This window comes from Lewinella sp., assembly GCF_050633125.1.
GTDB lineage: Bacteria > Bacteroidota > Bacteroidia > Chitinophagales > Saprospiraceae > Lewinella.
In genome coordinates this window covers 2,272-22,396 of record NZ_JBOEFX010000071.1, presented here as the reverse complement: position 1 = coordinate 22,396, position 20,125 = coordinate 2,272, and the positions used below count along the sequence as shown (strand labels likewise).

Here is a 20,125-nt window from a genome sequence, read left to right as displayed (position 1 = left end):
TTAAGTAGTTTATTCGTTTTGGGAAAGCATTCGTAGATCAGCGAATATGCTTTTACCTCCTACTTAAAAAAATGTTCTTGATTTTAAGAGAACCAAAAAAAATCGGACTTATGCAACAATGGTGGAAAACAATCCTGGCCGGCGCCGTAGGTGGTGCCATTGCCCTGGCGGGCGTTTTTTTCTTTAGCCAGCATTCGCCCAATATTTCAGCGACGGCCGAGCTTCCTGTTCGGCAAGTAAACCTCAGCCCGGGAGTTGCTCCCTTCAATCCTACTTTTGACTTTAAGGCTGCGGCACAAAGAGCGACGCCCTCCGTCGTTCATATTTCTGCTTCCGGCGGTACTTCTAGTTCTACAGATAATCCTTTGCGGTTCTTTTTTGATGATAGTAGCCCTTTTGGAGGCCCCTCGGGAGCTACTGGCTCGGGCGTTATTTATTCTTCGGACGGTTATATTATTACCAATAACCATGTAGTAGAAAAAGCCGAGGCGCTGACCGTAACATTGAATGACAATCGCAAATTTACCGCCGAAGTAATTGGCCGTGATGATAAAGTAGATTTAGCAGTGATAAAAATTGATGCTGTCGATCTGCCAACACTTGAACTGGCAGATTCTGACCAGGCAGAAATAGGAGAGTGGGTTTTAGCTGTGGGTAACCCTTTGGATTTGACGAGCACAGTAACGGCAGGAATCATTAGTGCCAAAGGGCGTAGCCTGGAGTTAATTCCTGGGCGGGATGCCATTGAGTCATTCCTGCAAACCGATGCTGCGGTTAATCCCGGCAATAGTGGCGGAGCTTTGGTAGATGCCAGTGGAAATTTATTAGGCATTAATACTGCCATTGCCACGCGTACCGGAATGTTTCAAGGCTACTCTTTCGCCATTCCTGTTAATCTGGTTACCCGTATCGCAGATGACATTATTGAGTTTGGGAGTTTCCAGCGGGCGTTTTTAGGGGTAAGCATTTACCCATTGGACGCGGATGCCGCAGTAGAACTCGGTGTCAATATTAACCAGGGAGTTGTAATTGATGAATTGGTAGATGGTGGTTCGGCACAGTATGCAGGGCTACTCCCCCGTGATATTATTATTAAGGTAAACAACCGAACCATTAATGATGTACCGGAGCTTACAGAAATGGTCGGGCGTTCAAAAGTTGGTGATGTATTACAACTAACGGTGATGAGAAAAGGAGAAGAAGTGGAATTACCCGTTCGTATGCGGGCACAATAGATTCTTATAGAGATATGACATTGTTAAGACTTTCTTAACAGTTTGGAATACAACAAATTAGACTTTGATGAGGTTATCATTTTAAAGAAAAAGGGTTCCCTGTAAGATTAGAGAACCCCCAAGATATACTTGTTTAAAGTTGGTTTTTCGTTTTGTTTTGATGTGTCTGCCTCTTGTCTGGGGCAGGCATTTTTTTATTACTGATCTAGCTTTCTTCTTCGAGTAAAGCAAATAAGCGTCCTAAATCATCTTGATTGTTCAAGTTCAAATCGTGTGTACGAACCAAGCGTTTCATGGTTGCTGCTTTGCGAGGGAAAACTTTAGAGATTTGTCTTAAATTGCTTTTGATTTCATAAATGCTGGCACCATCAAAGACCCAGTACTGGTTGCGTTCCATGTATTTATCGGGGCGGCGTACCATACCCAGGTTTTCAACATAATCTTCCTTGCGTAAATACTTGATGGGTTGATGCAGTAGTAAGTAACGATCTCCACGGTGGAGTACTCTATAAAAACGGCGACCATAATCACCTTCACCAAAAAGCTCTTGCATATTCAATGCTTCAAAGGTGAGTGTATCCTTTTCGCCATAAACCTGTACGGCATCAAGGTGCTCAAGAGGAAACTCTCCGATGAACCCAGTTGATAGTTTAACGAAAAGCTCGTTGTTTTCAAGGTCAAGGAGGACATCCAGCATTTCACTGAAGTTGGGTTGCCCTTCAAAACGAATGCGACCAGGCGTATAGGCATCGTATAGGTAAGGAGTGCCCTCCGTTCGGTTTACTTTGCCGTAATTGGAGAGGTCGTTAAGCGTGGGGCCTTCTGGACGAACAAAGCTTAACTTGGTAATCCCTTCGGCACTATTTGGTAAATCTTCCTGAGCGAGTAAGGGGAAGTTACAGCAGCAGAGAAAGAGCACTAGGAAAAATGCGTGATTAATTTTCATCTAGTCTTGTGATTTTAGTTTAAAAAAAAGAAAACTATTGAGAGCTAGCTAGTGGGGAGTATTTCCTGCACTAGCGAACGTCTAATTTACCAAATAATAGGAAGGTAAATAGTGCTGTTTGTCTGATTTAGAGATAGTTTAACGTTTTACTCTCTCTAGAAAGAGGGAATGCTTAGGTGTTTTCTTAAATTTGTTACTTACTTAGAATAAAACTGAAAGCTGATTTTTGTTTGTTCTCGGCCTAATAAGTTACTAGAAAAAACGATCACCATGATAAGAGCAATTACCCCTGTCTTCGTTTGTTTACTATTACTTTGTTCGTCTGCCTTAGACGCACAGTCTGTCGCTCGCGAATGGAACGAAGCATTATTGAGTGCTATACGTAAAGATTTTGCCCGCCCAACGGTACATGCACGTAACCTATTTCATACGTCGGTAGCGATGTACGATGCTTGGGCAGTGTACGATGATGAAGCAGAAACGTATTTACTGGGTAAGACGGTAGATGGGTTTGAGTGTGCTTTTACACCACCGGCGATGCCTGGTGATATTGAAGCGGCCCGAGAAGAAGCAATTAGCTACGCTGCTTTTCGCTTGTTGAGCCATCGTTTTCAAAATTCCCCTGGGGCATTTCTCACCCTCAATAATTTCAATAATGTTTTTGCTGACTTGGGTTATGATGCTGCCTTTACGTCGACAGATTATAGTACGGGGTCACCAGCAGCGCTAGGTAACTACATTGCTCAGCAATTGATAGCTTTTGGTTTACAAGACGGCTCAAATGAACAGGTAGATTATGCCAACCAATATTACGAACCGGCTAATGAGCCGATGATTGTTGAGTTTTCGGGCAACCCTGATATCGTTGATTATAATCGTTGGCAGCCACTAACACTAAGTGTTTTTGTGGATCAATCAGGAAATGTTTTTCCCGGTAATACACCTTCATTTTTAGGGCCGGAATGGGGAGCGGTCAGCCCTTTTGCGCTTTCATCTGACGATTTAACGATTTACGAAAGGGATGGTAACCCTTATTATGTTTACCACGATCCGGGTGCTCCTCCTTATTTAGATACCTTGGCAGGTAGTGGATTATCTGCTGAGTATCAGTATACCTTTAGTTTGGTAGCCGCCTGGTCTTCTCACATGTCACCGGACGACGGAGTGATGTGGGATATCTCGCCTGGGAGTATCGGCAACATTGCCGTGGAGGATTATCCAACAACCATTGAAGGCCTTCGTGATTTTTACGACATAGTGAATGGAGGAGATATTGGGCAAGGCCGAGATATGAATCCAGCAACGGGACAACCCTATCCACCACAAATGGTGCCTCGTGGAGACTACACTCGGGTATTGGCAGAGTTTTGGGCAGATGGGCCGAATTCGGAAACGCCTCCAGGTCACTGGTTTACGATTCTTAATACGGTTAGTGATGATCCCGATCTTGTTCGGCAGTTTGGTGGCAAAGGTGAACTCTTGGAGCCGCTGGAGTGGGATGTAAAAGCGTATTTATCTCTTGGTGGCGCAATGCACGATGCAGCAGTGACCGTTTGGGGTATCAAAGGTTGGTACGATTACCTGCGGCCTGTCTCTGCTATTAGAGCAATGGCTGATCTGGGGCAGAGTACTGACCCTGCTTTACCTTCCTATCACCAAGGTGGAATTCCACTGATTGATGGGCTAATTGAAGTCGTTAGTGTAGGCGATCCATTAGCAGGAAATATGGAGCAGCATGTAGGGAAGATAAAGTTAAAAGCCTGGCGCGGGCCCGATTATGTCACCATTCCTGAAATTCAGGACGCAGGGGTAGGCTGGATATTGGCCGAAAACTGGTGGCCTTACCAACGGCCAACCTTCGTGTCTCCAAACTTTGCCGGATACATCTCCGGGCATTCTACTTTTTCACGTGCAGCAGCGGAAATAATGACCGCCATCACCGGCGATCCATTTTTCCCTGGTGGAGTAGGGGAGTTTGTAGCGCCTGAAGATGAATTTTTGGTTTTCGAAGATGGCCCTAGTATGGATATCACCCTTGAGTGGGCGACCTATAGAGATGCTTCGGATCAATGTAGCCTCTCGCGTATATGGGGAGGTATTCACCCTCCGGTAGATGATATTCCTGGTCGACTGATTGGAATAGACCTCGGTGAAGCTGCTTTTGAATTGGCGGAATCTTTGTTCTATAAAGACGAGGATGAAGATGGCTTTTACAGCTATGAAGATTGTGATGACAATAACGATACGGTATACCCAGGCGCACCGGAAATTTGTGATGGGTTGGATAATAACTGTAATGATGATACAGATGAAGGTGTTTTATTGACTTTCTACCAAGATACGGATGAAGATAATTATGGCGATGCAAGTCAGAGTATTGAAGCTTGTACTGCTCCTACTGGTTATGTAGCCGATGACACGGACTGTGACGATGCCGATGTCAACGAGTTTCCTGGTCAAACCTGGTACCTCGATCGTGACAGTGACGATTATGGCGACGGTAGTACCGTTGTGAGTTGTGAACGACCTGAATTTGGTTATTTACCAGCTGAATTGGTAGCAATTGATACAGATTGTGATGATAATGATGATCAGGAATTTCCTGGGCAGGTATGGTACCTCGATCAGGATGAAGATAATTACGGTGATGGTAGTACGATAGTGAGTTGCGAACGCCCTGAGTTTGGGAATCTAGCTACAGAACTAGTGGCTGTCGATACAGATTGTGATGACAATAATGCCCAAGCTTTTCCTACCCAGGATTGGTACATTGATGCCGATGCCGATGGTTATGGTAGTGGAGAAGTAATCATGGATAGTTGCGAAAGACCTTCTGTAGATGCTTATTTGTCAACTGAATTGACGGCTACCGATGGCGATTGTGATGATACGCGCAATGTCGTATACCCAGGTGCACCGGAAATTTGTGATGATTTGGATAATGATTGTAATGACGAAATTGATGAAGAATTACCTCTTTTCGTTTATTACAAAGATGCTGATAATGATGGCTTTGGTGATATAGAAGATTTTGTTGAAATCTGTGGCGAACTACCGATAGGGTATTCGTTGAATAGTGATGACTGTGATGATACGAACAGTAATATCTATCCCAATGCTCCTGAAATCGCGGATAATGGTATTGACGAGGATTGTACTGGTGTTGACTTTTTTGCAGAAGCAAAAATATTTCCTAATCCTTTTGAGCAGGAGTTGACGGTTCACCTGAATCAGACAGGGCCCGTTAACGTCCGGATTTTTGACCTGAGTGGGCGCCTGGCTTACCGAGGTACAGAAACGCTTCTTGATAACAGGTTTTATCTTTCCTTAGATAATCTTCGGCAAGGTGTGTTCTTACTCCGGTTAGAAACCACCGATGGGAAAGAGTTATTACTGAGAAGGATTATCAAAATGTAGGTAAGTACCAGAAAGGAATCAAAAAATAATTCTGGGGGAGGATGGGAAAATAAGGTCCCGACTTCCCCCCAGATGCCGAGACCTAATGCTACATAATAGCAGGTATTAAACCAATTTTATATACGATAGTATGGTTGGTTAGTTTCGTTAATCGTTGATTAAATTAAAAAACACATTTTTTGCTTAAAGGCTACGGTGATAATTCTGCTGCAAAAAAACTCATTCTGGAAGAAGCTCACCGGTTGGGTTTCAGTTTTGTGGGAGTAGCTAAGGCTGATTTTTTAGAACCAGAGGCAAGGCGTCTGGAAGCGTGGCTAAACCAGGGGCGTCATGGGAAAATGGGCTACCTGGAAAATCACTTCGATAAACGAGTAGATCCTCGAAAGTTGGTGCCTGGAGCAAAGTCGGTCATCAGCTTGCTATATAATTATCACAACCCCGCTTTACAGAAAGATCCTGCTGCCCCAAAGATTAGCCAGTATGCTTATGGCGAAGATTACCACTTTGTAGTCAAGGATAAATTAAAATCCCTCTTTACGTATATCAGGGACAATATAGGAGAGGTCGATGGACGGATTTTCGTTGATTCAGCTCCTGTAATGGAGCGAGATTGGGCGCTAAAGGCGGGTAATGGATGGGTAGGAAAGCACACTTTACTTATCCACCCGAAAGCGGGTTCCTATTTCTTTTTAGCAGAATTGATCAGCGATTTAGATTTGCCTGCTGATGCTCCGATAAAGGATTATTGTGGTACTTGCCGTCGTTGTATTGACGCCTGCCCCACGGATGCTATTGCACCGGAAGGTTACTTAATGGATGGAAGTAAATGCATCTCCTACGTGACCATTGAACTAAAAGAAGCTATCCCCGAAGATTTCCGAGGAAAAATGGACAACTGGATGTTTGGTTGTGATATTTGCCAGCAAGTCTGCCCCTGGAATCGCTTTGCAAGCCCACATGAGGAACCAGCCTTCAATCCTCCCCATGATTTACTAGAAATGAGGCAGGAGGATTGGCAGGAACTTACCGAAGAGACTTTCCGAAAGGTGTTTCGGCGCTCTGCTGTTAAACGCACTAAATATGCGGGGCTTCAGCGAAATATCTCTTTTCTTAAAGGTACAGATGAGTAGCATTAAATAACCCGAGTGTTGGTCGTGACCCAAAAGTCAAAAATACTTTTCACTGCTTTGACGAGCCCTTCTATTTCCAGAGGTTTGGGGACGTAGGCATTTGCTCCTAATTCATAACAACGTACCCGTTCTTCGTTGCTATTGGTATTGGTGAAAACAATGATGGGAACATGACAAAAATCTTCGTTAGCCCTAAGTTGAGCGATGACTTCAAATCCATCGACAAAAGGCATGTTCAAATCTACCAGAACACAGGCTATACTGGCGGCGTATAGACTAGGCACTGCTGCCAGTAATTCTTGACCATCGGGGTAATGAAGTAAATTGACAGGACTGTCAAGTTGAGAAAGCGCATATTTTAATAAACGTACGTCTTGAGGGTTATCCTCTGCGAAGAGGATAGATATAGGATTGTCCATTGCACAAATTATTACAACTTGACCGATATCTAGGAGGTCAAGTGTTGTTCATAGTATGAGTGTGTCTGTGTGTAGTTCTAAAAGTGGCCTTGTTGTGTTTGGCTTGCTTGGAATGAGTGTATTGACACTTATATGGTAAATAAGCTACAATTGTTTCACAAAATGCTTCTTTTTTGCGAAAGTAAAAAATCTGATGGAGCGCGCTCTAAAATAAATTAAGCTTTCGTTTTCAAAAAGATGATCAATTGGACTATTTTTTCGTGGGCAGCACTATGTGGGATACTTATGGTTCAAACCGGCCTACCAAGCCGAGTTGGCAAGTGTGCCCGTTATTTAAAAGAAAGCAGCAGAGCCCTTGAAGAAGTAGCGAAGCTAACTAAGAGCCAATTTGTTTTTTGCGCAATACATGGTATTTTGCATTCTGAAAATGAAGAACTAATGCACCGATATGTAGTTGTACGCCTTCCAAAGCTATTTTTTTTCTTATGCTTACTAACGATGGTAGCTTGTACTCAACAAACAGACGATCCTCAGGATAAGAATGAGACAAGCTCCTCAAGGCCGTGGAAATTGATTTGTCTCGGTAGTGATTGGACAATTGGTGCGGGGCTGGAACCCGAGCAAGCTTATCCTGCTCTCCTGAAAATGAAATTATCAGCATTACAACCCGTAAAAGTCGTAAATGCAGGGATAAAAGGAGAGCTGGTCGGTAGTGCTGCCGACCGGGTGGATTGGATACTACAACAGCGATTAGATGCACTGTTGATTCATTACGGAAGTACATCGTCAGGGGCATTTCCTGCCAAGGAATTAGAAGACTGGAAGCGGTTGTTTAGTAAAATCCGTCTGGCTTATCCAGAGGTTCCTGTTTTCGCCACCTCGAATAATGCATTGAAAAATAAGGACGAGTACCCCGAAGCCTTGGGCCTCCTTTTGGAACAGTATGATGTTCGCTGGATAAATAACAATATTCCAGACCAGGTAACAGCACCACAATACTGGCACGATAATAGAGAATGGCTGAGTAGAGAGGGGCAAGAAAAGATAGCAGAACAACTGTTCTCGATGATTTCGCCGTTAGTAAAAGCATTACCGAAGTAACCGTATGAAGCATCATAAACCTGAACATCTCCCTGTTATCAAAGAAACCAAGCATTGGCTGGCGGTAAATAAACCGGCAGGATTAAATGTAGAGCAACTCTGGGATTATCCAAGTGTAGAAACGCAGGTGAAAAACTACCTCAAGGGAGGCCATTTAAGGGAGCCTTACCTTGGGATTGTTCACCGGATAGATCGCCCGGTAAGTGGTGTACTCTTGCTGGCTAAGAAGAAGAGTGCGCTAAGGCATCTCAACCAGCAGTTTGCTGAGCGAAAAGTGCAAAAGGTTTATTGGGCTATTTGTTCGGGCGTGCCACCAAAGCAAGAGGGGACACTGGTTCATTACTTACTTAAAGATCAAAAAAATAAACGTGCTGAAGCCTTCACAGAACCCCGGAAGGGCGCCATTTTAGGAAAGCTGGAGTATAGGGTTGTCAAAAATAATGGAGATTGGAGTCAGTTGGAAATTCGACCACTTAGCGGGAAATTTCACCAGATCAGGGTTCAATTGGCAAGCATTGGTTGTCCGTTGCTAGGAGATGAAAAATATGGTGGGCCAATCGGCGATCAGCCTAACGAAATAGCCTTGCATGCGCGTGAATTGTCTTTTGTTGACCCATTAAGTGAGCAGAAGGAAACCATCATAGCTGATCTTCCAATCAATAATAAACTATGGGAGGCCTGGAGGGGAAATAGTTAAATTTATGTTGTTCTATTTTTATTACCTTTACAAAGCATATTGTTGAATTAGTCTGTATTAAAATTTAAATCTCTGGACACTTTTTTCCCTACGCTCTAAATTATAAGGTAAATAAAGTGATAGAGGGCAACCAATATCACATTCGTACCCTGTTTGAATTTATTATCACCCACGTGCAAGAAGGGTGTTTGATTTTTACCCAACACATTTACACAAAAGGTGGTGTTTTTTACAATCAGTTCCTTGAACCGATTGAGGTCTTATGTTAGTAAACTATGAATACAGCAACACAACTATCTTCTTCCTTTGTTTTTGTACGAAAACAAAACATTCTTTATAAGGTCTTCCATGAGGATATCTGTTATATCCAGGCCGAAGGGAACTATTGTTACATCGTCACGCGTAAAGGAAGTAAGTATGCCAGTAAGATTTCACTAAGACAACTAGTGCAACGCTTGCCAGAAGATCAATTTATTCGAATTCACAAGAGTTACGTTGTCAACTTTTGTCAGTTGTCCAAAATTGATACAAAGGAACGGCTTGCTTATATAGAAGAAGAGGTGCTCCCTATTGGGCGTACTTTTCTTAGCAGATTAACCGATAGCGTTTTGATCATTTAAATATGGCTTTAGCATACGAGCATGCAGGTACTCAGAGAATTGGTGCAGATTATTACTCGAATAAAACTACGTTCTATTCGTAGGCTTGGTTTTCCGTTTAATCAGGACACCCAGTTGGGGGAAATGTATGAGCTATTGGCTGATCAAGTAGAGGATGAGGAAGTTGCTCGTGCAATCACAGATCAATCTAGTAAGTCGGGGACATTTCGGCGCTTAAAGTCAGATTTGATTGACCGACTTATCGCTTCCCTCTTTTTGGTAGATTTATCTTTACCCTCCTATAACAACCGGCAGCAGGCTTATTACATTATTCATAAGAATTGGGCTGCCAGCAAAATTCTCTTTGGTAAAAATGCCAGGATGGCTGCAGTAGAGCTTGCAGAGCAGACGCTACGCCAAGCATTGCGCTATGAGTTCAATGATTTGGCTTTTGACCTCAGTAGAAATCTAAAGCTTCATTTTGGTACAGTAGCGGGTAATCACAATAAATACAAGGAGTACGCCAAGGAATGCACCCGACTGCAAAAAGTATTGCAGGCAGAGATTATGGCAGAAGACAACTATACTCGGTTTATCAGTGAATTTGTTCGTAAAAAAGCAGACACGGCAATTATTTTAGAGGAAGCAAAAAAAGCCCACCTTTCTTTACTCCCCTACATAGAACAGTACGACTCATATACCTTACATCTTTATTCCGGGCTCTTGGAGATGGGGATACATACAGCTGCTTCCTCCTATGAAGTTGCCGATAGTGTTTGTGATAAGTTGATTGCGTTTTTTGAGGACAAAGAATACGAGGCAAGTGTACCGCTTCAGATTGCGTATTATCAAAAACTCTTATGTAGTTTCCAATTAGGTAAGTTTGCTCAGACGACCGATTTCGTGATACGAGGGCTTGAGCTATTGCAGGAAGGATCGTATAATTGGTTCAAATTCCAGGAGACTTACCTGGTATTAGCGCTGCATACTCGCCAATTTAATACAGCTTATGAGGTGTTTTGCAGGGCTACGGGGCATGCCCGTTTTAAAGCTCAGCAGGAAGAAATCCAGGAATACTGGCGGATATTGGAGGCTTACCTTTACTTTTTATTTGAGATTGGAGAGCTGGAAAATGCTGCTACAGATAAGCGGTTTACGAAATTTAGAATTGGGCGTTTCCTAAATCAGATACCTATCTTTTCACAAGATAAAAGAGGGGTCAATGTTAGCATTTTAATCATTCAAATCCTTTTACTTATATCCCAGAAAAGATATCATGATACCTTTGTGAAGGTTGATGCCGTAGAGCAGTATTCGCGTAGGCATTTATTTACCAAGGATACTTTACGCTCGTTCTATTTCCTGAAAGCTTTACTGGAGTTGCCCAAAAACTCATTTCATAAAGTAGCCGTTCAGCGGAAAGCAGCTAAGCATTTGGAGAAAATGCGTGCTCATCCATTGGAAGAAGCTGGACAAACCAGTTTTCTTACCGAAATTATTCCCTTTGAATTGCTGTGGGAGTACATTACGGGGCTTTTAGATAATGATTTTCATTAATTTGTGTAAAAATATTTTTATATTAATAAAAGTGTTATATATTTGTAGAACCCAAGCAAAGAGCACACAAAAGCTATTCTACCTACCTAAATTCATTGCGCCCTGCCATTTCCCGGTAGGCTCAAGTGAATTTGTTTATTCTAAGTAACAGTCTAATTAATTTTCGACTTCCAGTTTTCAGGGAGCGACAAACGATTGTGCCATAGGCATCCCTTTTGGGGTAATGAGTTTGTTCAAGCTGAATATGAAAGAAGACCGTTGATTTTGACCAATGCTAACAGTGGATTTTACCGCTGTTTTTTCTCGTTACTAATCATTTTAGTAATGGGATTGACGGTGCAGTATATCCAAAGATTAGTCCCGAAACTAGCGTTAAAACACTATCCCGATCAGCTCATTTAGAGCTAGGTCAACACAACAACACAATAGGTTTCCAGTCACTGGTTACCCTGTTCTTGGTATGCTAAGACAGGGGTATTGATCAGGACTAAATAGCAAGGTTTTGTAGAGCTACGACTCATTTGGTGAGTTCGTCCTTTCTCCTTGTTTGCCACACAATAAGTTTTGACTTCGTGTAGCATTTTTGCTGCATTTTTTATAACGGGATAAATCACATGAAATGGAAAAATTACAATTAAACACAGTTAACTTTTTGGCAATTAACAGACACCAGCGAATCATTATTGTAGAAACTACAGGGCCATCGTTTAAACGATCTTGTGCTTCGTAAGTGATTGGTTAGTAGTTGTTAGTGATTATTTTTTGCTACTAATTGCTTTTTTTAGATGGTTTGTTTGGTACGGTTTTGTATTGTTTTGTTCTACGTTTTACGCTTATATTTGCTCTGTCAACAATTGCGTTGACTTATCACATGAAAGAACGACGACCGTAACTATACTTTTTGAAAGAGCTATGAAATAGTCAATTCCCCCCTAATGACTAGTTAAAAGTCCCTACTTTAGCAATAACCGAAGTAGGGGCTTTTTTCTGAAAGTTTTTGGCCAGCTCTTAAGGCCAGCTTCTATTGAGACACTACACACAAGAAATTTTAAGGAACAAATAGCTTGTTAATAGCTATTTGTGCGTGAAGTGTACAAATCATTAATTGCATGAAAACTATTTTCCCCGGTTACTCATCAAGAGTAGCAACACCTGTTATTGGTGGTTTTTGGGTATTCATTTCCTTTTATGTTCTTTTTCCTCCTTTTGTTTACTTAACAATGAAGTAAACGTAATAGCTGGCATTCTCTTTACAGGAGGGTTGCGTTGAGGAGCTTAGTAACATAGATCAAACGATTAGGAAATGGATACATTGAAAGAATTAGCGCTGATCATTACGCGCAACAAGGCTAAATCAATCGAGGTTTTAGACACTCAGAAACGCGAGGAGTCTAAGATCAATGATTTCTATTATCAACTAACGGAAGGTTCTTTTACTTCTGATGAAGAAGCTGCAGCCTATTTTTATCCAGGTCAGAAAGGAGGAAGCAATTATCGTAAGCTTAAGGCAGGCTTGAAAAGCAGAATGCTCAATTCTCTTTTCTTTTTAGATGTAAAGAAAAGTACTTATACCGATCGGCAGAGTGCTTATTACGAATGCTATAAGGATTGGGCTACGATAAATATATTGTTGGCTAAAAATGCTTATACTTCGTGCAAAGAGTTGTCTAAGAAGGTTTTACGTTATGCGGATAAGTATGAGTTTACAGAGCTTACCCGAGACGTTTCCCGAGTTCTCCGGTTGCACTATGGTGCCCAAATGGGAGATGTAAAACAATACAAACACTATCGCGAGGTTTACGAAACGTATGACCAGATCTGCCGTTGGGAAGATATCGCTGAACGGCATTATACCGATATAATGATTGAGTATGTGAACAGCAAAAGCAGCAAAGATCATTTGTTGTTGTTTGTGGAAGATGCACTGCTCGAGTTAGAAAGTTACATAAAGGAGTCTGACTCCTATCGCTTAAACCTTTACTACTTCTTGATTAAGCTGGTAAAGCAGAGTATGGTGAATGATTTTCAAGCGGTTTATCTTGCGGGCCAGGAAATGGCCAGTTTTTTCGAGGCTAAGAATTATACAGCAGCTACTCCTTTGCAGATCGCTTATTACTACCAGTTGTTAGCGTGTACCCAGTTAGGGCAATACCCAGAGGGGAAGAAAATTGCACTCAAATGCCTGGAGTTGCAATCGGAAGGCAGCTTTAATTGGTTCAAGTATCACGAACTTTATTTCCTTCTGGCCATGCATAGTGGTGAATACCAAGAGGCTTTATCTATCTATAATAAAGTAGTAGATAACTCTCGGATGAAATTCTTACCTGATAATGTAAAAGAGATTTGGACCATTTTCTGGGCTTATTTATACTATTTGGGAAGCATTGGTGAACTGGATATCACAGGAACTGATAATGTGTTTTCGAAGTTTCGATTAGGTCGCTTTATTAATGAAACACCTATCTTTTCAAAAGATAAACGTGGTATGAATATCGCGATATTGATTATTCAAGTTCTCTTTCTAATTGAACAGAATAAGTATAATGTTGCTATTGATAAATTAGAAAGTCTTGATAAATATTGTGCTCGTTATTTGCACAAAGAAGAAACACTTCGTTCTTATTACTTTTTGAAAATGTTACTTTCTTTCCCCAAAGGAGCTTTTCATCGGGTAGCTGTTGAGCGCAAGGCGTCCAGTTTTATAGATAAATTGAAGAATATCCCATTAGAGAATGCTAATCAGACCTACAAAATAGAGATATTACCTTATGAAAAACTATGGGAGTTTGCCATCGATATGCTTAATTTAAAGGGGTACAATACCCGGAATTCAGTAGCAAAGTAACTTTTTTGTATTATTTTTTGTTTTTGTTTGTTGTTGGTAATGAGTTTTTTATGTTTTTTTAGCTCCTTTTTCTGATTGATTAAAGGTTGTACAAATCTGCCGTTTTTGTCTCGTTGTTCCTATCTCCTCTCTTTACCTTGTGGCTCATCAAGAGTTAATCCCTGGTTGTTCTTAATATTCTGAACTTCCTACAATATGAAAATTGTTCCCTCGAATTTTACTCTGGGAGAAATAAAAATAGACTTACAAGTCGTTTTTGGATCACCTTCTCGCGGCTGTGCGGGAAGTGGTGTTTGTAAAATGCTGCCACATAAAACGACGATTCCTGATACTTGGTCTTGCCGTGTGTGGCAGGGCAGGCTGCATTTTTTTGCCAATGATGAAATGAAGTTGAACCTTTCGTTGAATCAGCAACTAGCTTATTCTTTTTTAAAAGAATGGTTTTCTATGGAGACATTTCTTGTAGAAGAAGAGTTTCAATTGCCACTTTGGCTCTCTTCTCATTTGGGGAGAGGGCGTTGGTTTATCCCTGCTGGTTGTTACCCTTTTGAAAGTCAAGGTTCGCTGACTGTTGAACTGAAAGTAGAAAAAGTTGAAAAGAGCCGAAAAGTACTTAGAGAGCATTATTTATATGGAGCTTAATTATTGAAACAGGCTCCATATAAGATATGCAATAATGATTTGTTTTTTTAGCAAGACTACGCTTTTCGCGTAGTCTTGTTTTGTTTAAATTGTTGATTTTGAGCAACTTGTGTGTTTAGCGATTGGTTTTAGGTCTATTCTGAGGAACTCAATTCTCGAGTTGCTGTCCCCGCTATCCCTTCTTTACTTATGTAAATTTGTTCTAATGAGTTGAGGCACCGCCAGGTGCTGTCAACTTGATGAAAAAAATTACAACTGTTGCATTTTTTGACATGAAGTTTTCTTTATGTCAATTCAATATTACCCGTTTGTCGTGGTAATACTGGAGGGAGAAATGCAATGAACAAATCACATGAAATGAAAAAGATTACCCACATTCCGCACCTTCCTTTTGGCAGAATTATTACTGTTGATACAGTTAGCCCTTAGTGCCAATTAAAATCATTTTATTGTTTTTTATAAAAGTATTAATCATTGGTTATCATTAATTTATGATGATAAAGTTTTCTTTTGTGCAAATACTGAGGGGGACGTTTTTGGCTTTTTTTTCTCTTTGTGTAGCGTAGTTGCACTTTAAATTTGAGCCAAAATCAGGTGGACCCTTGAGTTTCTTCTAATTAAACGAAGTGCCTTTCTCTATCCAACCTCTGATTAAAATTTAAATAACAACAGGATTGATTCTTTTTGCGACGACCACTGAAATAATTATTAAAACAAATCAATAATCACATGAATCTCGGTAGACACTTAGCAAGGCAGCTAAACAACCAGAGGAGTGAGCGTAGGAAAATTTTGTTTTCCGCTATTTCTCTCTTTACGCTGCTATTTATTCTTTTAACATCTTCTCCCATGGTGGGGCAGTCTGGTACTGCCTTTCGTGATTTTAATGGTGATGGACTCCAGACCGGAGCAGAACCAGGCGTGGAAGGTGTTATCGTAAAGCTTTATGCAAACGCGGCGCTTCCGGCCAAAGATATCTTAATAGGAGAAACGGTAACGGGCGTTGGTGGAGCATATGATTTTTCCACTTTAGTAGTAAGTGGTCGAGCAGCAAACCCCGGTGAAAATATTCGCTTGGAGTTCGACATTCCTACCGATTTTGAATGTGGCCTTGAAGGAGGCGTAGATTTTACAGGCTATAGCGGAGAGATTTACGGTTCTAGTGTGCAGTTTGCTGCTGGCCAAGAATCGGGTCTTGACTTCGCTATAAACTATCCTGGGCAGTGGGTTTCAACCCCTGACCCTATCACTATTTTACCTTGTTATGTGTTTGGTGCTCCGGTTGGCGTTGTTGCTAATTCACCAGCCTTGGTTCAGTTTAATTATTTGGACAATGGTGTTCCTGAGAACCATTCCAGCGGACAAGCTGGAGTAGATCAGGCAGAATTAGTATCTACAATTGGTGAAGTAGGGGCTTTGTATGGGGTGGCTTTTTCTCGTTCAGCTCAAAAAGCTTTTACTTCAGCAGTTATGCGCCGGCATGCTGCTTTCGGCCCATTAGGACCAGGAGGTATTTACTTGGTGGATCCATTTTCACCAAATGCAGATAAAACAGAAGATTGGTTGAACCTAGATGCCATTGGTATTGCTACCAGTGACCCTATTGGACCTTATCCACCTAACCCAGGTAATAATACAAGCCCGGTAAGTGGTTACATTGGTACCAATGTAGAACGTGGATTGAATGTTGCTCCTGATCAACCTAGTACTGATTATGCTGCTGGTGACCAGGTAGGTAAAGTTTCATTGGGGGATATTGATATCTCTGATGATGGTCGGTATTTGTACGTCGTAAACCTGTATGATCGTAGAGTTTATGAAATAGACTTAGTTAACCCTCAAAACCCCCAGGCACCAACCTTGGCTAATGTGGCTACACGTGTGCGTAGTTGGCCAGTACCCGATCCTGCTACTTTAGCAATGCACGGAGAAGAGCGTCCTTGGGGATTGAAGTACTACCGTGGTAAACTGTATGTAGGTTTAGTGCTTTCAGGCCAAGACATTAATGGAGAAGTGGTTTCTCCAGTTTCTGGCGTCGGTGATAGCAGAGTCGGAGATGGCCTTTTAGGCTATGTCTTTGAGTTTGATCCAGTTGCAGAAACCTTTACTGAAAGACTGAGTTTTGACTTTGATTACGGGCGCGAACGTGCCTGGATTCCTTGGGGGTATTCTGGTCTTTCTGGGTTAAGTCGTTATTTTGCCGGCACCGAACGGGAAGTAGCAGCGCCAATTATTGCTGATATCGAATTTGATGATCAGGGAAGTATGTTGATCGGTATTCTGGACCGTAAAGGAAACCAATATGCAATTAACAATAATAATTACAATGGTGTATTAGTCAATTATGAATATGCTTCGGCAGGGGAATTACTCCGTGCTGATGTGAGTTTCTCTGGAAACGACTGTGTTTATAACATTGTCACACGCCCAGGAACAACAGACTTTTATAATGATAACTTATTACACCCAGAATCGGTACAGGGTGGTTTGGCTGTACTACCTGGTGCTGGTGACGTGATGGCTGTTTGGCTTGATCCCATTTTGATTCGTTCAGGTGGAACAATTCGATTAAATAACCAAACGGGGGCTCAAGTACCTGGTTCCGCTTACGAAGTATTTGATGATCGTTTTACCGTTGGCGGTAACCCGAATCAAACAGCAGCACCTAGTAAAGCTAATGGCCTAGGAGATATAGAGGTAGGCGGTGACCCTGCTGGTATCGAAATTGGTAACTTGGTATGGGCTGACTATGATGAAGATGGTGTTCAGGATAGCGGTGAGCCGGGAATTCCCAACGTAACCGTTGAATTATGGTCAGGTGATGATGCGACGATGATCGCTAGCACTGTGACCAATAGTACTGGTAATTACTATTTTAATCAAACAAATATTATTGATGGGGACCCTACCACACCTGGTGATCAACCAGGCCTATTGTCGTTTGGTACCTATAAATTATATGTTCGTGCAACCCAGTACGGCAACGGCCAGCCTTTAGGCGGCTTTGAACCAACCTTACTTGATCAAGTAGGGACGGGTAAAGTTGACTTTACTGACCACGATGGTGTGGAACAGGGCAACGGTGATTTGCAGATTATGCTAACCATCGGCCGGTCTGGTGAAAACAACCACACTTATGATTATGGTTTACAGTGTGTTTACGAAGCTGGTGCTTCGTTCATTCCTGTTCCTGCTGGATGTGATGGTTTAACAGAGTTGAATGACGGTTACATTGTATTGGCTGCTTTTAATACCGGAACTGATCGTTATGGTATCAGTCCGGGAGCTGGCGCTTATGCAGGCCCAATGTATGGTGCAGCATCAGCAGTACCTGCGCTTGGTGAGTCTATATTAGAAAATGTTTCTAATGCGGGCGGTACATTTGTTATTCGTGTTTATGCTGGTAATGAACTTTGTTTCCAGGATTACACGGTAATTGTTCCTCCTCGTACTTGTCCTGCTGATCCATCTGGTTATATCTATTGTGAAAATACCGGTGAAATTATCACGGGAGGGTCTATTCAGGTTATTCCCCCTGCAGGTGGTAATGTACTTATCACAAGAGATGGTAGCGATGGCCAATATGAATTCTTTAATGATGGCACGGATGGTGTTTATCAGATCGTATTTACGCCTCCTACTGGTTATGCTTTAAGCACAGCCTGTAATGACCTTGGGCAACTTAACCCAGGGCCTGGAGACCCTAATCCCTTCGTTTTAGGTTCTAGTGATGCAAACAATGATGGATTTTTGGATAATGCACTTTGTGCTAACAACTCCTTCTATTTAGAATTTTTCCTGGAAACAGGAGATCAGATTCTTTTAAACAACATACCGCTTTCTTGTGGAAAGATTGGCGATTACGTTTGGGAAGATAATAACCTTGATGGTGTACAGGACGGCAATGAGCCTGGTGTACAAAATATACAGGTTGTTCTTTACGAATGTGCTGGCGGTGTAAAAGGTGCAGAACTTGGAACAACAACAACAGACTCACAAGGTGCATACTGCTTTACTGGTTTGCCAGGTGATGTTGAGTATTGTGTCGAGTTTGATTTAGCCAACTCTACCAACCCATTTGCTGACCTGTATGCCTTTACTGCTCAGGATCAAATGGGAGCTGGGATTGATGATACAAATGATAGTGATGTAGACCCTGCTAGTGGTTGTACCACCAGTGTGCTGCTTACGCCTGGCCAACAATACGAAGATTTCGATGCTGGTGTAATCCTCGTTGATATGGGTGACTTGCCCGAAGATACGGGCTATAATACGACCCTTGGTAATGGTGGCCCAGTACACTCTGTACCATCTACTGGAGCGGTTGTAAAGATTGGAACAGTAGTAGATATAGAACTAGACGGTCAACCAAGCCCTGATGCGGATGGTGATGGTGACGACGAAGACGGCTTTGATCCTAATGCTCAAATGTTCATCCGTACACAGGCTCAAGATCTGACGATCCCTGTGATGAACATGACAGGAGGCCCTGCCAAGCTTACGATGTTTGTAGACTGGAACAACGACGGTGTTTTCGAAGCCATGTACACGGATCAAGTGGAAGATGGAGAAATGACTGCGTTGCTGACTAGCGTTACGCCACCAGCTGATGCGGTACTGAATAGAGACATTGGTGTACGCTTCCGTATCAGTACGGATATGCCTTCTGTTATGTCTCCTGACGGCCCTGCGCCTGATGGTGAAGTAGAAGATTACGAGATCGTAGTAATGGCCTTTGACTATGGTGACCTTGTTGATGCAGGTACCGGAGTAGGAGAGCAAGACTATGAGACTTCTACTACCAGTGGTGGTCCTGTACACAAACTAGCTACAGATGACAATAACATGGTTATCCTTAAGTTAGGTGAAACGATTGACGATGAGCTTGACGGTCAGCCAAGTGCTGATGCGGATGGTGATGGTGACGACGAAGACGGCTTTGATCCTAACGCTCAAATGTTCATTCGTACACAGGTTCAAGATCTGACGATCCCTGTGATGAACATGACTGGAGGCCCTGCGAAGTTGACAATGTTTGTAGACTGGAATAACGATGGTGTTTTTGAAGCCATGTACACCGATCAGGTGGAAGATGGTGAAACGACTGCGTTACTTACCGGTGTTACGCCACCAGCTGACGCTGTATTAAACAGAGACCTTGGTGTAAGATTCCGTATCAGTACAGATATGGCTGCGGTAATGAGTCCAAACGGCCCTGCACCTGATGGAGAAGTAGAAGATTATGAGATTACAGTAATGGCGTTTGACTACGGTGACCTTGCTGATGCAGGTCCTGGCGTAGGCGTACAAGATTATGAGACTTCTGCAACCAGTGGTGGCCCTGCTCACAAAATAGCTACGGATGACAATAACATGGTCATTCTTAAGCTAGGCGCAACGGCTGACGATGAACTTGACGGTCAGCCAAGTGCTGATGCTGATGGTGATGGAGACGATGAAGACGGATTTGATCCTAATGCTCAAATGTTCATTCGTACACAGGCTCAAGATTTGACGATCCCTGTGATGAACATGAC

General features: G+C 42.3%; 12 protein-coding genes. 10 read left to right on the top strand and 2 right to left on the bottom strand.

Going from position 1 to position 20,125, the window contains the following annotated elements; all coding sequences use genetic code 11:
* The first annotated feature begins 110 nt into the window (after positions 1 to 110).
* Positions 111 to 1,235, top strand: coding sequence for a S1C family serine protease (locus ACRBG0_RS15500; protein WP_431487775.1), 1,125 nt, complete (start codon positions 111 to 113; stop codon positions 1,233 to 1,235).
* A 205-nt stretch (positions 1,236 to 1,440) separates the two neighbouring features.
* On the opposite strand, the gene ACRBG0_RS15495 is transcribed toward ACRBG0_RS15500, so the two are convergent.
* Positions 1,441 to 2,181: a hypothetical protein gene (locus tag ACRBG0_RS15495; protein ID WP_431487774.1), complete on the bottom strand. Its 741-nt coding sequence runs from the start codon at positions 2,179 to 2,181 to the stop codon at positions 1,441 to 1,443.
* A 270-nt stretch (positions 2,182 to 2,451) separates the two neighbouring features.
* Here ACRBG0_RS15495 and ACRBG0_RS15490 point away from each other — a divergent pair, with 270 nt between their 5' ends.
* On the top strand, positions 2,452 to 5,598 hold the full coding sequence (locus ACRBG0_RS15490) for a MopE-related protein (protein WP_431487773.1): 3,147 nt from the start codon (positions 2,452 to 2,454) through the stop codon (positions 5,596 to 5,598).
* Between the two features lie 179 nt (positions 5,599 to 5,777).
* Complete coding sequence (gene queG / locus ACRBG0_RS15485; protein ID WP_431487772.1) at positions 5,778 to 6,728, top strand: tRNA epoxyqueuosine(34) reductase QueG; 951 nt, start codon at positions 5,778 to 5,780, stop codon at positions 6,726 to 6,728.
* A gap of 2 nt (positions 6,729 to 6,730) precedes the next feature.
* On the opposite strand, the gene ACRBG0_RS15480 is transcribed toward queG, so the two are convergent.
* Entirely contained in the window at positions 6,731 to 7,147 is a 417-nt protein-coding gene (locus tag ACRBG0_RS15480) for a response regulator (RefSeq protein WP_431487771.1), read from the bottom strand.
* Positions 7,148 to 7,585: 438 nt separating this feature from the next.
* Here ACRBG0_RS15480 and ACRBG0_RS15475 point away from each other — a divergent pair, with 438 nt between their 5' ends.
* The 7 genes from ACRBG0_RS15475 to ACRBG0_RS15445 form a co-directional block, all read left to right on the top strand.
* A complete protein-coding gene (locus tag ACRBG0_RS15475) occupies positions 7,586 to 8,248 on the top strand; it encodes an SGNH/GDSL hydrolase family protein (RefSeq protein ID WP_431487770.1) in 663 nt (220 codons plus the stop codon).
* Between the two features lie 4 nt (positions 8,249 to 8,252).
* Positions 8,253 to 8,945: an RluA family pseudouridine synthase gene (locus ACRBG0_RS15470; RefSeq protein ID WP_431487769.1), complete on the top strand. Its 693-nt coding sequence runs from the start codon at positions 8,253 to 8,255 to the stop codon at positions 8,943 to 8,945.
* A 275-nt stretch (positions 8,946 to 9,220) separates the two neighbouring features.
* On the top strand, positions 9,221 to 9,565 hold the full coding sequence (locus ACRBG0_RS15465; RefSeq protein WP_431487768.1) for a LytR/AlgR family response regulator transcription factor: 345 nt from the start codon (positions 9,221 to 9,223) through the stop codon (positions 9,563 to 9,565).
* A gap of 21 nt (positions 9,566 to 9,586) precedes the next feature.
* Positions 9,587 to 11,101 carry a hypothetical protein gene (locus tag ACRBG0_RS15460; RefSeq protein WP_431487767.1) on the top strand — a complete coding sequence of 505 codons (1,515 nt, stop codon included), beginning with the start codon at positions 9,587 to 9,589 and terminating at the stop codon, positions 11,099 to 11,101.
* A 1,303-nt stretch (positions 11,102 to 12,404) separates the two neighbouring features.
* The gene (locus tag ACRBG0_RS15455) at positions 12,405 to 13,946 is read left to right on the top strand and encodes a hypothetical protein (protein WP_431487766.1); all 1,542 of its coding nucleotides are present in this window, start codon (positions 12,405 to 12,407) and stop codon (positions 13,944 to 13,946) included.
* 195 nt (positions 13,947 to 14,141) lie between these two features.
* A complete protein-coding gene (locus tag ACRBG0_RS15450; protein WP_431487765.1) occupies positions 14,142 to 14,588 on the top strand; it encodes a hypothetical protein in 447 nt (148 codons plus the stop codon).
* 729 nt (positions 14,589 to 15,317) lie between these two features.
* Positions 15,318 to 20,125: SdrD B-like domain-containing protein (locus ACRBG0_RS15445; protein ID WP_431487764.1), on the top strand; the 4,808-nt coding region annotated here is incomplete at its 3' end.

Coding starts and splice junctions, on each gene's coding strand:
- ACRBG0_RS15500 (WP_431487775.1), top strand. CDS start 111: ATGCAACAATGGTGGAAAACAATCCTGGCCGGCGCCGTAGGTGGTGCC.
- ACRBG0_RS15495 (WP_431487774.1), bottom strand. CDS start 2,181: ATGAAAATTAATCACGCATTTTTCCTAGTGCTCTTTCTCTGCTGCTGT.
- ACRBG0_RS15490 (WP_431487773.1), top strand. CDS start 2,452: ATGATAAGAGCAATTACCCCTGTCTTCGTTTGTTTACTATTACTTTGT.
- ACRBG0_RS15480 (WP_431487771.1), bottom strand. CDS start 7,147: ATGGACAATCCTATATCTATCCTCTTCGCAGAGGATAACCCTCAAGAC.
- ACRBG0_RS15475 (WP_431487770.1), top strand. CDS start 7,586: ATGCACCGATATGTAGTTGTACGCCTTCCAAAGCTATTTTTTTTCTTA.
- ACRBG0_RS15470 (WP_431487769.1), top strand. CDS start 8,253: ATGAAGCATCATAAACCTGAACATCTCCCTGTTATCAAAGAAACCAAG.
- ACRBG0_RS15465 (WP_431487768.1), top strand. CDS start 9,221: ATGAATACAGCAACACAACTATCTTCTTCCTTTGTTTTTGTACGAAAA.
- ACRBG0_RS15460 (WP_431487767.1), top strand. CDS start 9,587: ATGCAGGTACTCAGAGAATTGGTGCAGATTATTACTCGAATAAAACTA.
- ACRBG0_RS15455 (WP_431487766.1), top strand. CDS start 12,405: ATGGATACATTGAAAGAATTAGCGCTGATCATTACGCGCAACAAGGCT.
- ACRBG0_RS15450 (WP_431487765.1), top strand. CDS start 14,142: ATGAAAATTGTTCCCTCGAATTTTACTCTGGGAGAAATAAAAATAGAC.